Source organism: Novipirellula rosea (genome assembly GCF_039541335.1).
GTDB classification, from domain to species: Bacteria; Planctomycetota; Planctomycetia; order Pirellulales; family Pirellulaceae; genus Novipirellula; species Novipirellula rosea.
This window is the reverse complement of sequence record NZ_BAABGA010000054.1, coordinates 212682-226190: the sequence shown is the minus strand read 5'-3', so window position 1 is coordinate 226190 and position 13509 is coordinate 212682. Positions and strand designations below refer to the sequence as shown.

At 55.4% G+C, this 13509-nt stretch carries 12 protein-coding genes; 10 read left to right on the top strand and 2 right to left on the bottom strand.

What is annotated here, in order from left to right; translation table 11 throughout:
• Nucleotides 1–11: 11 nt before the first annotated feature.
• Complete coding sequence (locus tag ABD971_RS21905; RefSeq protein WP_345325563.1) at nt 12–1439, top strand: 2-oxo acid dehydrogenase subunit E2; 1428 nt, start codon at nt 12–14, stop codon at nt 1437–1439.
• 299 nt (nt 1440–1738) lie between these two features.
• Here ABD971_RS21905 and ABD971_RS21900 read toward each other — a convergent pair whose 3' ends face one another.
• Entirely contained in the window at nt 1739–2854 is a 1116-nt protein-coding gene (locus ABD971_RS21900; protein ID WP_339938110.1) for a glucose 1-dehydrogenase, read from the bottom strand.
• A 332-nt stretch (nt 2855–3186) separates the two neighbouring features.
• Between ABD971_RS21900 and ABD971_RS21895 the strand changes: the two genes are divergently transcribed.
• The 9 genes from ABD971_RS21895 to ABD971_RS21855 all read left to right on the top strand — a co-directional run bounded on the left by ABD971_RS21895 (nt 3187) and on the right by ABD971_RS21855 (nt 11678).
• A complete protein-coding gene (locus tag ABD971_RS21895) occupies nt 3187–3876 on the top strand; it encodes a helix-turn-helix transcriptional regulator (protein ID WP_339937780.1) in 690 nt (229 codons plus the stop codon).
• A 64-nt stretch (nt 3877–3940) separates the two neighbouring features.
• The gene (sufC, locus tag ABD971_RS21890; RefSeq protein ID WP_345325561.1) at nt 3941–4756 is read left to right on the top strand and encodes a Fe-S cluster assembly ATPase SufC; all 816 of its coding nucleotides are present in this window, start codon (nt 3941–3943) and stop codon (nt 4754–4756) included.
• A 122-nt stretch (nt 4757–4878) separates the two neighbouring features.
• The gene (sufB, locus tag ABD971_RS21885; RefSeq protein WP_339937784.1) at nt 4879–6285 is read left to right on the top strand and encodes a Fe-S cluster assembly protein SufB; all 1407 of its coding nucleotides are present in this window, start codon (nt 4879–4881) and stop codon (nt 6283–6285) included.
• Nucleotides 6286–6475: 190 nt separating this feature from the next.
• Nucleotides 6476–7780, top strand: a complete 1305-nt coding sequence (gene sufD, locus ABD971_RS21880; RefSeq protein WP_345325558.1) for a Fe-S cluster assembly protein SufD — start codon at nt 6476–6478, stop codon at nt 7778–7780.
• A gap of 113 nt (nt 7781–7893) precedes the next feature.
• Nucleotides 7894–8214, top strand: coding sequence for a metal-sulfur cluster assembly factor (locus ABD971_RS21875; RefSeq protein ID WP_339937788.1), 321 nt, complete (start codon nt 7894–7896; stop codon nt 8212–8214).
• A 257-nt stretch (nt 8215–8471) separates the two neighbouring features.
• Nucleotides 8472–9494, top strand: coding sequence for an ATP-grasp domain-containing protein (locus tag ABD971_RS21870; RefSeq protein ID WP_345325555.1), 1023 nt, complete (start codon nt 8472–8474; stop codon nt 9492–9494).
• The gene (locus ABD971_RS21865) at nt 9440–10507 is read left to right on the top strand and encodes a hydantoinase/oxoprolinase family protein (RefSeq protein ID WP_345325553.1); all 1068 of its coding nucleotides are present in this window, start codon (nt 9440–9442) and stop codon (nt 10505–10507) included. Before ABD971_RS21870 ends, ABD971_RS21865 begins: the two co-directional genes overlap by 55 nt.
• An 84-nt stretch (nt 10508–10591) precedes the next feature.
• The gene (locus ABD971_RS21860) at nt 10592–11191 is read left to right on the top strand and encodes an amino acid kinase family protein (protein ID WP_345325552.1); all 600 of its coding nucleotides are present in this window, start codon (nt 10592–10594) and stop codon (nt 11189–11191) included.
• 88 nt (nt 11192–11279) lie between these two features.
• Nucleotides 11280–11678, top strand: a complete 399-nt coding sequence (locus tag ABD971_RS21855) for a methionine-R-sulfoxide reductase (RefSeq protein WP_345325550.1) — start codon at nt 11280–11282, stop codon at nt 11676–11678.
• 19 nt (nt 11679–11697) lie between these two features.
• Here the strand turns inward: ABD971_RS21855 and ABD971_RS21850 are convergent, their stop codons facing one another.
• Nucleotides 11698–13485: a tetratricopeptide repeat protein gene (locus ABD971_RS21850; protein ID WP_345325548.1), complete on the bottom strand. Its 1788-nt coding sequence runs from the start codon at nt 13483–13485 to the stop codon at nt 11698–11700.
• Nucleotides 13486–13509 lie beyond the last annotated feature (24 nt).

Below are 13509 nucleotides of genomic sequence, written 5' to 3'. Positions count from 1 at the left end.
GAAACTCTTTTATGGCAACTGAAGTAAAGCTTCCCGAATTGGGCGACGGCATCGAATCTGGTGACGTTCTGGAAATTTTTGTGTCGGTCGGCGACGTGATTAGCAAAGGCCAAGACATCGTCGAAATGGAAACCGACAAGGCGACCGTGCCGGTGCCTGCATCGGTCGGCGGAAAGGTCACCAAGATCCTTGTCAGCGAAGGCGACTCGTTAGCCATCGGCGGCGTGATCCTGGAAGTCGAAGCGGCGGCCGAGGCGGCTGCTCCCGAGGCTCCTGCGGCCGCACCGGACCCCGAAGCGAAACCCGAGCCCAAGCCAGAGCCGAAGGCCGAAACACCTGCTCCGGCACCGGCTGCTGCAACACCTCCTGCGGCTCCGGCTCCGACACCTGCACCGGCACCGGCACCGGCACCGGCAAAACCACAAGCACCGGCGCCCGCAGCACCGGCGGCAGCCCCTGTGGCCACCACCGCTCCGGGCGAAGTGATTCCTGCGGGGCCTGCGATTCGCCGTTTTGCACGCGAAGTCGGCGTCGATTTGGCCTCCGTTCAAGGATCGGGCGAATCAGGCCGAATCACTCGTGACGACGTCCTCGCCGTCGTGCGAACCGCAAACCAAGTCGCGAGGAACAGTGGCGGTACCGCCGCGACAACCTCGCCCACGGCCGCCAGTACTTCCAGCCAAACGGCCCCCCGCGAATCCTCGGCACCTGGCAACGCCAGCAGCGATGACTTCGGCAGCGTGCATGTCGAGCGTATGAGCAAGATCCGCAAAACGATCTCCAAACAAATGCATGCCAGTTGGTCCACCGTTCCTCGTGTGACCAATTTTGATGATGCCGACATCACCGACCTCGAACGGCTTCGCCAATCGAGCAAAGACGATTACGCGGCGCAAGGGCTGAAGTTGACGACGATGCCATTCTTGATCAAAGCGGTCGCGACGGCACTGCGTCATCACCCCAGCATTAATGCGGTGATCGACGAGCAAAACGAGCAGATCATTTACAAAGACTATGTGAATGTCGGCATCGCCGTGGATACCGATCGCGGTTTGGTCGTTCCAGTGATGCAGAACACCGACCAACGTGGCATTCCCGAAATTGCTCGCGGATTAGCTGAAATGGCTGGCAAGGTCCGTGGCGGCCAATTCGCCGTCAGCGATTTGAAGGGCGGCACCTTTACGATCAGTAATCTCGGAGCGATCGGCGGCCAATACTCGACGCCCATCGTGAATGTTCCCGAAGTGGCGATCTTGCTGGTCGGCCGTAGCCGCAAACTGCCGGTCGTGATGCCCGACGACAGCATCCAACCACGTTTGATGATGCCGCTGAGCCTGTCTTATGACCATCGCTTGGTCGACGGCGGAACCGCGGCACGATTCTTGAACGATGTGATCGGATACCTCGAAGCACCAAGCCGTTTGCTGCTGGCGCTGTAACCGCATCAGCCACGCCAGGAAGAGTCGCCTCTCACTCCGCTAGAGCGTTACTGGAATGGGCGTAGATCGGCCAGCTCTGCAGGTAGTGGATGAGGCTACGAGTCCGATCGACGTTGTGGCACGACGCGACTCGTAGCCTCGTCCACTACAGAGAAAACACTTCACCCGCGGGTGAAGTAGTGAGCTGTGGGGTGCGTCGAGCCTGAGGAAGAACAACGAAAAAGGGCCACACTCGGTGAGTGCGGCCCTTTTTTTCGTTTGTTATCTCGCGTCCATCGATCGCTTGGCGACCTAACCGACTACTCGCTTGCGACGTTGACGAAGACCTTCAATGCGTCCTTGTCTTCGACTAACAACCGCATCATTTCCTTGTAGTTATCCAGACCATCGACGGGATGCGTCAAGATTTTCTCGAGCACGCCGGGATACATCATCTCGCCCAACGCGAGGTCACGAATCCCCATTTCAAAGTGATTGCGGTTTGCGTTCACACTGCCGAGCAACAGTTTATTGCCAAGCACGAATTGCAAGTTGATGCTATCCGAGGGAACTTCGGTGACTTTGTCGCCCCCGGTGATCCCGGTCCAGACCACGACGCCATTGTGTCCCAAGTGCTGCATGGACTCGAACGCCAATTGGCTGCTGCCGGTAGCATCGACGATCAAGTCTGGCTTGCCGGTGATTTTGACCAACTCGGCCATCGAGGTTTCTCGGGTGCTGATGTAGTTCGCCTCGAGCCCCGCGACAATCTCGGCCTTCAAGTTCGGCGCCTCACCACGAGCAAGCGTGTAGACCTCCAAACCGCGAAGCTTCAAGATCAACGTAGTGAGCAGACCAATTTGCCCGGCCCCGAGCACGTAGGCGACACTCGGACGCCACACTTTCATGCGGTGCTGTGCTTCGTACGCCTGATGGACCGCCTTCGCAGCACAGCTCATCGGTTCTTGCAAAACGTGCAGGTGCTTCAGTCCTTCGGGCACACGAACGATGTACTCTTCTTCGTCCACAAAGTACTCGGTCAAGTAACCGTGACGCAGATTGATGCCGCGTTCGTAGTACTCTTCCTCGCTTGTCATATCGTTGGTGCCGATCATGTCATAGATCGAACCACCGGGACGGCGAACGGTCGCGGTGACATAGTCACCGGGCTTCACGCGGCGGACATTGTCGCCCACCGCTTCGACGATGCCGAAGCATTCGTGACCGATGACCAAGTGCTTGTCCCCGGCGGGGGCATTTCCATACAACGCGTCGTTGATCTCGCGGTCGGTTGCATCCACCCCGACTTTCAACACCTTGACCAAAACCCCGTTGCCATCGGCAACTTGATCCAGGGTCGGCTTGGCAATTTCTTCGAGATGGACGCTATTAGGGGTGCCTGGCGTGACTGCGACAGCCTTCATAATTGACTCGATCAACGGTAAAGGGGGGTGGAGGGTATGCGATGATTCAAAGCATGAGTATGTTGTTACTCGAATGCCTTTTGAGCGGCAAATGATAACAATTCATCACCTAGCTGCTCAGGGGGACTCTGCTCGGATCATTCTGTCGCCTTAGCGGCATCTACTGCCCACTCTAGGGGCCTCAATCCGGCGTTGATGCCTACATAATCGCCATTGGACGCATTTTTGACAACAGTGGTTGTCAAAAATAGGTTTGCCCTCAATAATGACAGTGTTGCGTTGGCATTTTTTACCGATCGCACCTTTTTCGTTACGTCTTTTCGTTACGTCCACCCAAGTTTTCCATGACGTTGCCTCCTGTCTCTTCATCTCAAATTGACGAACTCCGATCAGTCGATCGCGAATTGTTGATGGCGATGCGTAGTGGGGACGCATTTGGGATTGGGGATTTAACGGAACAGCTCGGAGTGACGGCGACGGCGATTCGTCAACGCATTGAGCGGTTGCTCGAATCGGGGCTGCTTGAACGCGAGAAAATTGTTGCGGGACGCGGCAGACCCACATTTCAGTATCGCTTGACGGTGCGTGGTCATCGTCGTGCGGGAGCGAATCCTGCTGAGTTGGCGGAAGCGATGTGGCAAGAGATCTTAGCGATCCCGGATCCCAAAATTCGTCAACAGTTACTCAGTTCGGTGGCAAACCGGTTAGGACGTCAGTTTGCGACTCAGGTCAATCGCGAAGTCGATCAGGACCAATCGTTTGAGTCACGGATGATCAAACTGTCGGAAATGTTGACGGATCGTCACATCACGACGGAGATTTCGCACGCGGGAGACTTGCCCGTGCTTGATATTTGCGCGTGCCCGTATCCATCCCTTACCGACACCTCGGACGAACGTGCGATGTGTCGACTCGAAGAAGAAATGATATCCGAGGCGCTTGGTCGCCCGGTCCACCTCAGCAGTTGTCGACTCGATGGAGATCACTGTTGCCAATTTGCCGCGACGGGTGAACCGTCGGATTCGGCAAACTAAACGACATCGTTATCTCGATACAACACACAACGATTCCTTTCCTTTTGAACTTTTGCAATCAAGCATGACACACGTACTGCAAATCAAGAACCTTCACGTTTCGGTTGGCGACAAGCCGATCCTTCGCGGCGTCAACCTGACACTAAACCACGGTGAGACTCACGCGTTGATGGGCCCCAACGGTAGCGGCAAGAGCACGCTCGGCTTAGCGATCATGGGTCACCCGGGCTACGAAGTCACCGACGGATCGATCACGCTTGATGGCGAAGACGTGTTGGCGATGTCTCCGGACGAGCGTGCTCGAGCAGGCATCTTCATGGCATTTCAACGTCCGATGGCGGTCCCCGGTGTAAAGATGGCGGACTTCCTTCGTCATGCGACCACCAACGTTCGTCGCCCGGACCGCAAAGAGGGCGAAGAACTGATTCCGATGCGAGAGTTCCGCAAAGAGCTAAAGGAAAAGATGGCTCATTTGCGAATGGACGAAGAATTCGCTCGACGCTATGTCAACGATGGCTTCTCCGGTGGCGAAATGAAGCGAGCCGAGATCTTGCAACTCGCCATGCTGCAACCCAAGTTTGCGGTGCTTGATGAAACCGACAGTGGTTTGGATGCCGACGCGGTTCGTTTGGCGAGCGAATCGATTGCTGAAATCGGACACCAAAAGATGGGTCTGCTGATCATCACTCACCACGACAAATTGCTCGAACACAATCCGCCTCAATACACCCACGTCATGTTGGGCGGCCGTTTGGTGGAAACCGGCGGTTCTGAGTTGGCCGAAGAATTGCATCGCCACGGTTACGACCGCATCCGCAAAGCGTACCCCGAAGCGGAAGCGGCAAACCAAGAAATGTTGGCCGAAGAAACCGCTGTGTAACAGCGGCGTCCCGAGACCCGTCGGATGAGGACTGGTCTGCGTGGATTCTGGCTCGCGTGAACGCAGGCCTGTCTAAAACGAATAAAACTGCACTTTGAAATTTGAATAAGTTAGGAAATACGATGTCCACTGATGTGACCGAAAAGTCTGACATTGGCGAAATTAACAAGTACAATTTCCGCACGGAAACCACCGGCGTCTTTCGTGCTGAAAAAGGCTTGAGTAAGGATGTCGTGAATCAAATTTCCGACATCAAGAACGAACCCGACTGGATGCGAGAATTCCGTCTGAAGTCGCTTGAAACGTTCGAAGCGCGGCCCATGCCAAAGTGGGGCGGGGCGATCGATATCGATTTTCAAGATATCTATTACTACCTCAAACCAACCGACCACCAAGGCAAGTCCTGGGACGACGTTCCCCAAGAAATCAAAGATACGTTTGACAAGCTGGGCATTCCCGAAGCAGAGAAGAAATTCTTGGCCGGGGTGAAAGCCCAATTCGAAAGCGAAGTGGTCTATGGATCGCTCGAAGAAGATCTTGCTAAACAAGGCGTGATCTTTACCGATACCGACACCGCGGTTCGCGAGCACCCCGATTTGCTGCGTGAATACTTTGGCAAAATCATTCCGCCGGAAGACAACAAGTTCGCGGCTTTGAACAGCGCGGTGTGGTCCGGCGGATCGTTCATCTACATTCCCAAGGGAGTTCATATTGATTTCCCATTGCAGGCGTATTTCCGCATCAACGCCGAGAGCATGGGACAGTTTGAACGAACGTTGATCATCGTCGACGAAGGGGCCAGCGTGCATTATGTCGAGGGCTGTACCGCGCCGATGTACAGCACCGAGAGCCTGCACAGCGCCGTCGTGGAAGTGGTCGTCAAACGCAACGCACGTTGCCGTTACACGACGATCCAAAACTGGGCAAATAACATCTACAACCTCGTCACCAAGCGTGCCTATGCTTATGGCGACGCCACGATGGAATGGGTCGACGGCAACCTGGGAAGCAAGCTGACGATGAAGTACCCCGCGGTCCACATGATGGAACCGGGTGCTCGTGGTGAAATCTTGTCGATCGCGTTCTCGAGTGCGGGCCAACACCAAGACGCCGGTGCAAAACTGGTCCACTGTGCTCCCAACACGACCGGACAAATCATCAGCAAGAGCATCAGCAAGAACGGTGGACGCAGCAGTTACCGTGGCTTGGTCCGCGTCGAACCGGGTGCCCACAACAGCAAGAACAATGTCGTCTGTGACGCGTTGATCTTGGACCCCGAAAGCCGCAGTGATACGTACCCGTATATCGAGATCGCCGAACAAGACGTTCAAATTGGTCACGAAGCGAGTGTGTCGCGAATCGGCGAAGAGCAAATGTTCTATCTGCTCAGCCGCGGGCTTACCGAACAAGAAGCGAGCACGATGATCGTCAACGGTTTCATCGAGCCTCTGGTCAAAGAGTTGCCGATGGAATACGCGATCGAAATGAATCGCTTGATTCAACTGCAAATGGAAGGCAGTGTCGGTTAATCCGCACCTGCCAACTTGTTCGTAGTCAAAAGCCGCCAGCAGATCGGGCGTTTGCAGCGCCCGATCAGTCGTCCGATCGATCAGCTGATCAATCGCCCGATCGATAGTGCTAAGGTGCTCGGCTACCATGCCTCTCATTCCTCCACGTGGCACGCACGACTGCTTGCCGCTCCAAGCTAACTAAATTCAGATGACGCAAACGACAACTTTAACGTTCGACCAAGCCGGTTTTGATTCTTTCTTGGCGGCGCAAAGCGAACCCGATTGGCTGACACAGCTCCGCCGTGACGCGTGGCAGCACTTCGAGAAAATGGGATGGCCCGATCGACGTCACGAAGAGTGGATCCGCACCGACATCCGTGCCTTTCAACTCGGCAAATTTGGGATTCCTGCGACCGAGTTACGCGAGGCGCCGACGAAGGCACAACTTCGCGAAGGGGTTGAACTTGGCGGCTCGATCGAAACGGTCGACAGCTACGTGGTTGGCGAAACGCTTGACGAAGAACTGGCCGCTAAGGGCGTTGTGTTTGGCAGTTTGTCGCGAATCTGTGCCGAACATCCTGAATTGGTTCGGCCTCATTTGTTTACCGCGTGTGATCCTGATTACGACAAATTCGCAGCGTTGCATGCGGCGTTTTGGTCGGGCGGTCAATTTCTGTACGTCCCTCGCGGCGTCGTGCTCGACAAACCGCTGCACATCGGTTCAATGATGACCGAGGGTGGCACCGATACGACGCACACGTTGATTGTGTTGGAAGAGGGTGCCGAAGCAACCGTGCTGCACGAATCCAATGGCGTCAGCGAACAGAGCAAAGGACTGCATGTCGGCGCGGTCGAAGTGATCCAAAAGGCCAACTCGCATCTCCGCTACGTCAACTTGCAAGAATGGGGCTACGGCACCTACCAATTTGCTCATCAAAAAGCATTGGTCGGCAAAGACTCGACCCTGCAGTGGACGATCGCAGCAATGGGTTCGCTGCTATCCAAAGTAAATCAATCGGTCGATCTGGTCGGCCCAGGTGCCAACAGCCAAGTCAATGGCGTGATGTTCACCGAGGGGCGTCAACATCTGGCCTATCACACGCTACAGCATCACCGAGCCCCAAGCTGCCACAGCGATTTCCTGTACAAGGCAGCCCAGCAGGACAAGAGCCGCACCGTTTGGCGTGGCATGATCAAAGTGGATCCGATCGCTCAGAAAACCGATGGTTATCAACGCAACGACAATCTTGTGTTGTCCGAATCATCGCGAGCGGATTCGATTCCTGGATTGGAAATCGAAGCCGACGACGTGCGTTGCACGCACGGCAGCACGACGGCGAAGGTCGATGAAGAGCAGATTTTCTACGCTCAATGCCGCGGCTTTACTCGCAAAGAAGCGACTCGAATGATCGTCAGTGGCTTCTTTCAACAGATTTTTGATCGGATCACGATCGAAAGCGTTCGTGACGCCTTGGGTGCGGCAATTGCACGTCAAGTTCGCGAGTACGAATAGTCTACAAAAGCCGCCTCATTTGGTACAATTGACGAGACTCGCGAAGACGCGAGTCTCCTGTCTCCCTTTTTAAACCACTCGACTTACCCCCCGTCCGATAGGTAGCGATCACCATGGCACTTGCTGAAGACAAAGTCCGTGAAGCGCTCAAGCAGGTCATCGATCCTGAGCTTTATGTCAACATTGTGGACCTTGGATTGGTTTACGAAATCCGAATCGCCGAGGAACAAGAAGATGGTCGTCACAAGGTCGAAATCGACATGACGATGACCAGCCCGATGTGCCCCGCCGGTCCGCAATTGGTTGCGGGCACCAAGGGGGCTGCGGAAGGACTTGACGAAGTCGAGCTGGCCGAAGTCAAAGTGGTAATGGACCCGCCGTGGTCTCCCGATAAAATGACGGACGAAGCCCGCGACCATCTCGGCATTTTTTAATGTCCGCAGAGGTTCAAAGCGGCGGTCATCAAGCTGCCGTATGCATTTTCAGGTGACGAGGCTGCCGGAGCCAGAACCTTTAGCTTCCCCTTGGTTTAGACACCATTATCCTGACAGCTCAATAGCTGCGATCCGCCAAAAACGGTTGCCTTTTGAATTACAGACAGGCTTTTCACCTGTCTTTTTGTGAATAACAGGCTAGACGCCTACCCACCATCCATCGGGCTCATTGCAAGCCATATTAGCGGGTCAGACTCATGCGTATCTTTGTCGGCGAGTACGTCTGTGGTGGCGGCCACGCAGAGAAAGAACTGGACAATGTCCCCGCCTCGTTACGACACGAGGGGGCCGCAATGTTGCGGGCCATCGCGAGTGATTTGTCGGAGTTTGCCACGGTAACAGTGCCGTTGGACCCACGCATGAATATTGATGTCGATGCGGCCGAAATTGTTCCGATGCATGCAAATGATTCGTTTTACGGACAATGGGTTTCGGCAGCCAAAAACTGTGACGCCGCATTGATTGTGGCTCCGGAGAGCAACGGGATCCTGGCCAAATCGGTAGCAATGCTGCGAGCAGGCGGGGTTGATGTGATCGCGGGCAGCGGCGATTTTCTTCGCGTGGCAAGCGACAAGATGCAAACAGCAAAATGCCTGCATTCCGCTGGCGTTGCCCACCCGTTGTTTGTCACGCTCGCGGACGACCGCTATGAGCAAGAAATCCAAAACTTCAAACGGTTTGTAATGAAACCGCGAGACGGGTGCGGCACGCAAGAAATTCGCACGTTTGACTCCTATGTCGAAGCCCGGGCGTTGTTGACCGACGATTTGATCCTGCAACCTTGGATGCCAGGCCTCGCGATCTCGATTGCCCTGATTGCCTCGGGCACCAACTTGACGTTGCTGCCGGCGGTGCGTCAAGAACTCGAGGACAAAAGCTGCGAGTATGCGGGAGGCCAGGGACCGCTGGATGACGAGGCACAACGTCGCGCTGCAGTGCTGGCATCTCGAGCGATCGCTGCGATGCCCCCCACCGCGCGAGGGTTCGTAGGCCTCGATATGCTGCTGGGCGACTGCTCGAGCGAAGATTACGTGATCGAGATCAACCCCCGTCTAACGACGTCGTACGTGGGACTGCGTCAAATGATCCATGGCAACCTCGCCGCTCGCCTATTTGACCTCGAAACCGGACCGGTTTCTTGTAACGCTGCGGTAGACTCGGTGCGATGGACTCCTTCGGGAACGGTTTGGATCAACGATACAGTGACGCAATCCACGTGATAGTCGGGATCGATATTGGCGGCGCCAACCTGAAGTTTGCCAGTGAGACCAAACAGGCTCACGCATGTTTCTTTCCCATGTGGCGACGACCAGAAACGCTGAAAGACTCGCTCTGCCAGTCGCTCGGATTGTATCGAGACATCTCTGCGATCGCAGTGGTCATGACCGGCGAACTGGCAGACTGTTTTATCGATCGCGCCGAAGGTGTTTTTCACATCGTCGACCACACTCGCAGTGCCGCAGCCGAACTTGGCATCAACGCCTGTTACTTCTACGGGGTCGATGGTTTGTTTCGCGAGCATGTTGCCGCTGAAGATGTCGACCAGATCGCCGCAGCAAACTGGCATGCACTGGGAAGTTATGTCGGGCAATCGATTACCCCCAATGCGCTGCTGATTGATATCGGTTCGACCACGACCGACATCATCCCGATTCGCAATGGAAAAGTGGCCACCAACGCTCAAACCGACTATGACCGCCTGTGCGAAGGCTCCCTCGTGTACGTGGGTTGCCAGCGAACTCCGGTTTGTGGACTTTGTTCGTGGGTGACTTACCAAGGAAATCGCATCCCGGTGATGAACGAAATGTTTGCCACCATCGACGACGCCCGCATCATGCTTGGCTTTGCACCCGAGGATGCAAACGACGTTGAAACAGCAGATGGCAAGGCACGCACGAAGGAATTTGCGTCCAACCGATTAGCAAGAATGATCGGCTTGGACCGCCGCAACGTGTCGCTTGCCCAAGCCACCGACATCGCGGAACAGGTCATGCGGGCAGCACAACAACAGATCGCCTATTCGGTACAACGTCTGTTGTCGAAAATGTCCTTTAAACCGACGATTTACGTGATCAGCGGCCACGGGAACGATCTTCTAAAAATCCCTCGCGAGGTCGAGGTGATCACGTTGACAAAGCAGATGGGCGAAGAAGCGGCACGGGGCGCCCCGTCGTATGCCGCAGCAAAACAACTGAGACGATTTCTCGAGTCGCGTTCAAATGATGCTTCTTAGACCGCAAACACTTTGGCAAAACCGATCGAATACCGAGCGTTGTGTTGCCACCTTCGTGAAGTTGCAGTGGCTCGGACTTAACTGATGCGCCGCGTCATTAAAATCGGTGGCAGTTTGATGTCGCGTCCCGATCTGCAGAGCTGTTTACCCGAACTGTTCGACGTGATCGCTGTCGCCGACCCAACCGCGGCCGATCCACTCGAAACGCTAGTGATCGTGGGTGGCGGTCAACTTGTCGATGCGGTGCGGAAATGGGACCAACAGCGGCCTTTAGATCCAGCAAAAACTCATTGGCAATGCATTGAATTGCTGCAGTACACTTTCGAGCGGATCGGCGACTGGTTTCCCGCGTGGCAGCGGGTCGATTCGGTGGCATCACTGCAGGACGCAGCACAACAAGGTTTTTCGACGACCGCCCCGAATTTGATATCGGTGCGAAGTTTCTACGACCGTGGCAACGATGGCGATCTGCCGCACGATTGGCGAACCACCAGCGATTCATTGGCCGCGAAATTGTGCAGCGACACCGCCGCCGATGAATTGGTCCTGTTAAAATCGTGTGAGATCGAAGAATCGTGGGACCGCCGCAGCTTGATTTCGCGTGGCGTGATTGACGAAGCCTTCACAATGTTCGACAACGCGGACTGGAAATTGCGAATCGTATCGGCGAACGCCATCGCGTGAGCGTCCCCAATGACTCCCATGTTGTCCCTTGCTTCCTAGAAACCCTGCTTCCTAAAAACCCTTGCTCCCTAAAAATACGGAGTTCCCTATGCCAGAATTTAATGAACTGAATCCCGACGAAGCCCACGTTTTACTGCAAAAAGGGACCGAGCGTCCGGGGACGGGCGCGCTGCTGAACAACGAGGACGAGGGCACCTACCTGTGTCGCCGCTGCAATGCTCAGCTTTATCGCTCGCAGGACAAGTTCCACTCTGGATGTGGGTGGCCCAGTTTTGACGACGAGATCGAGGGTGCGGTTCGCCATGAAACCGATGCGGATGGACGTCGTGTCGAAATCTTGTGCGAAAACTGTGGCGGCCACCTGGGGCATGTTTTCAAGGGCGAGCGACTGACCGAGAAAAACACTCGCCACTGCGTCAATTCGCTCTCGATGCGTTTTATCCCTGCCGGTCAAGAGTTCCCCGCCGTCATCAAACCCGACGCCTAACCCGCGTACGCTGGCGGTCTCAATCCGATTCAGATTTTTGTAGCAGTCGAGCGCGGATCCGGTTGCCATGTTCTTGGATATCGCCGGTGTGCTTGTAAAGCTCGACCGCCTGATCGACTTTATCCAAATGTTCAATCGTACGACCGAGGCTATAGCGGGCCGCAGGGGTCCAGTGTGATAGCTGAGAATCTTCGAGCACTCGTTTGCGGAACCAAGTTTCCGCGGTGTCGTAACGACCATCGTCGTATTGGATCAAACTGAGCCAATAGGTCGCGGTTTGTTTGCCGAGCCGGATCATCGCCTGGGCTTGCTGGACTTGACGGTCATACACCTCGGGTGCCATCCCTAGTTCGCGACGAATTCCGTAGGCCTTTTGTAGATCCACATCGATACGAAGATCGGCGATCTCGAACTCAGGTTTCCGCTGGCTCAGGTACAGGGGCCGGGCGCCTTTAACGTTCGCTTCGTCATCATTATCAAATTGCCCATGCAAATGACGCCAACGCGCCAATGAAAACAGCCGAGACGACTCGACATCCGCATCCATGATCGCCCATCGCGAAAAATACCAAAATCCAAGCAATGGATCTCGCTGTGCCGCCTGCTCTAGCGCGGCATGATAGACCTCGGCCAACACCGGAACCTCCCAGATACGAACGCCGGCAATTCCGGCCGCCGCATCAAGCTGCTCCGCCACTTGATCGACATCGGTATAGACCGTCATCCGACGATCCCCCGCCAACCGCGATTCCAAATGCTGCATCCGTGAACTGATACCCACCGGCAATACATTCAGTAGCGCAATGTTCTGCTGAACATCTTGCTTGCTGAAGGGATAGTCATAAAAGCCGGGGATATTCAGCCGACGCATCACGGCAGCGTCCGAACGAGCCTGGGCCAACGTGGCGATCCCGATTTGATCTGGGCCTGGGATGAAAACGCCCAAGGCAGGTTCAAACAAATAGACGTTTTCGCCAACCAGAACGCCGACGGCCCACGGTATCAATTCGCCAGTCTCGGTCGACTGGATTGCCAACATCGCCGCGGTGATTCCCGCCTGACGACACAATTGGGTGAATACGCCTGCCCGCTGAAGTGAGTCGCCGGTCCCACGCCAAACGCTCTCGTAATCGGTTTGCCGGTACCCGGCGCCTTGGAAAATCATGCCCAGCGGCAATTCGGGAGGCGTAATCTGCAGTGCAGGGGGTGACACGAACGGTTCGAGGGCAACATTGCGAATCGTCCAGTCAAAGAAGCGGCATGCCGATCGCAATTGGTTCGTTTGGTCCGCACCGAGTTTTTCCTCTTGCTCGGCCAACCAAGTCGTCAACAACGGGTCATCACTTTGCGGCGCATCGACCCACTTGGCAATCGCGCCAAACAGGTAGGCATCCCGCAAATGGCTGACATCCGAACGCAGAAAGCGATCCCCCAGGACAATTTCGTCGATGCGTTCGGCGGGCAACAGATCCGAGATCGTTTTTAACAATTTTGGCTGCGAATCACTTTCGGACATTGGAACCGAATCGAGCCAGCGGTTCAGGTGATAGGTGATTTGCCGTCGCGATTCGTCCTGATTCAGCTCGATCAAACGGGTCAGCAAGCTGTGGACTTCCCCCAGATGGTCTTGCTTGGTCTCGGTTTGCAGCCGTGCTTGACGCTGAACCTGGATTTTTTGCACGACGGTCGCATCGTCGCTGCAGCCGAGGATCGCCAGCATCAGAAGCGGAGCCAACGCGGAGAGGATGATTTGGAGAGGCGAGACGAGAGTTCGATGTCGCCAGAGCGAGCAGTTTTGTGAGGCCATAGGAGGTTTCGAACAAGTGATGCT

Coding starts and splice junctions, on each gene's coding strand:
- ABD971_RS21905 (WP_345325563.1), top strand. CDS start 12: ATGGCAACTGAAGTAAAGCTTCCCGAATTGGGCGACGGCATCGAATCT.
- ABD971_RS21895 (WP_339937780.1), top strand. CDS start 3,187: ATGACGTTGCCTCCTGTCTCTTCATCTCAAATTGACGAACTCCGATCA.
- sufC (WP_345325561.1), top strand. CDS start 3,941: ATGACACACGTACTGCAAATCAAGAACCTTCACGTTTCGGTTGGCGAC.
- sufB (WP_339937784.1), top strand. CDS start 4,879: ATGTCCACTGATGTGACCGAAAAGTCTGACATTGGCGAAATTAACAAG.
- sufD (WP_345325558.1), top strand. CDS start 6,476: ATGACGCAAACGACAACTTTAACGTTCGACCAAGCCGGTTTTGATTCT.
- ABD971_RS21875 (WP_339937788.1), top strand. CDS start 7,894: ATGGCACTTGCTGAAGACAAAGTCCGTGAAGCGCTCAAGCAGGTCATC.
- ABD971_RS21870 (WP_345325555.1), top strand. CDS start 8,472: ATGCGTATCTTTGTCGGCGAGTACGTCTGTGGTGGCGGCCACGCAGAG.
- ABD971_RS21865 (WP_345325553.1), top strand. CDS start 9,440: ATGGACTCCTTCGGGAACGGTTTGGATCAACGATACAGTGACGCAATC.
- ABD971_RS21860 (WP_345325552.1), top strand. CDS start 10,592: ATGCGCCGCGTCATTAAAATCGGTGGCAGTTTGATGTCGCGTCCCGAT.
- ABD971_RS21855 (WP_345325550.1), top strand. CDS start 11,280: ATGCCAGAATTTAATGAACTGAATCCCGACGAAGCCCACGTTTTACTG.
- ABD971_RS21850 (WP_345325548.1), bottom strand. CDS start 13,485: ATGGCCTCACAAAACTGCTCGCTCTGGCGACATCGAACTCTCGTCTCG.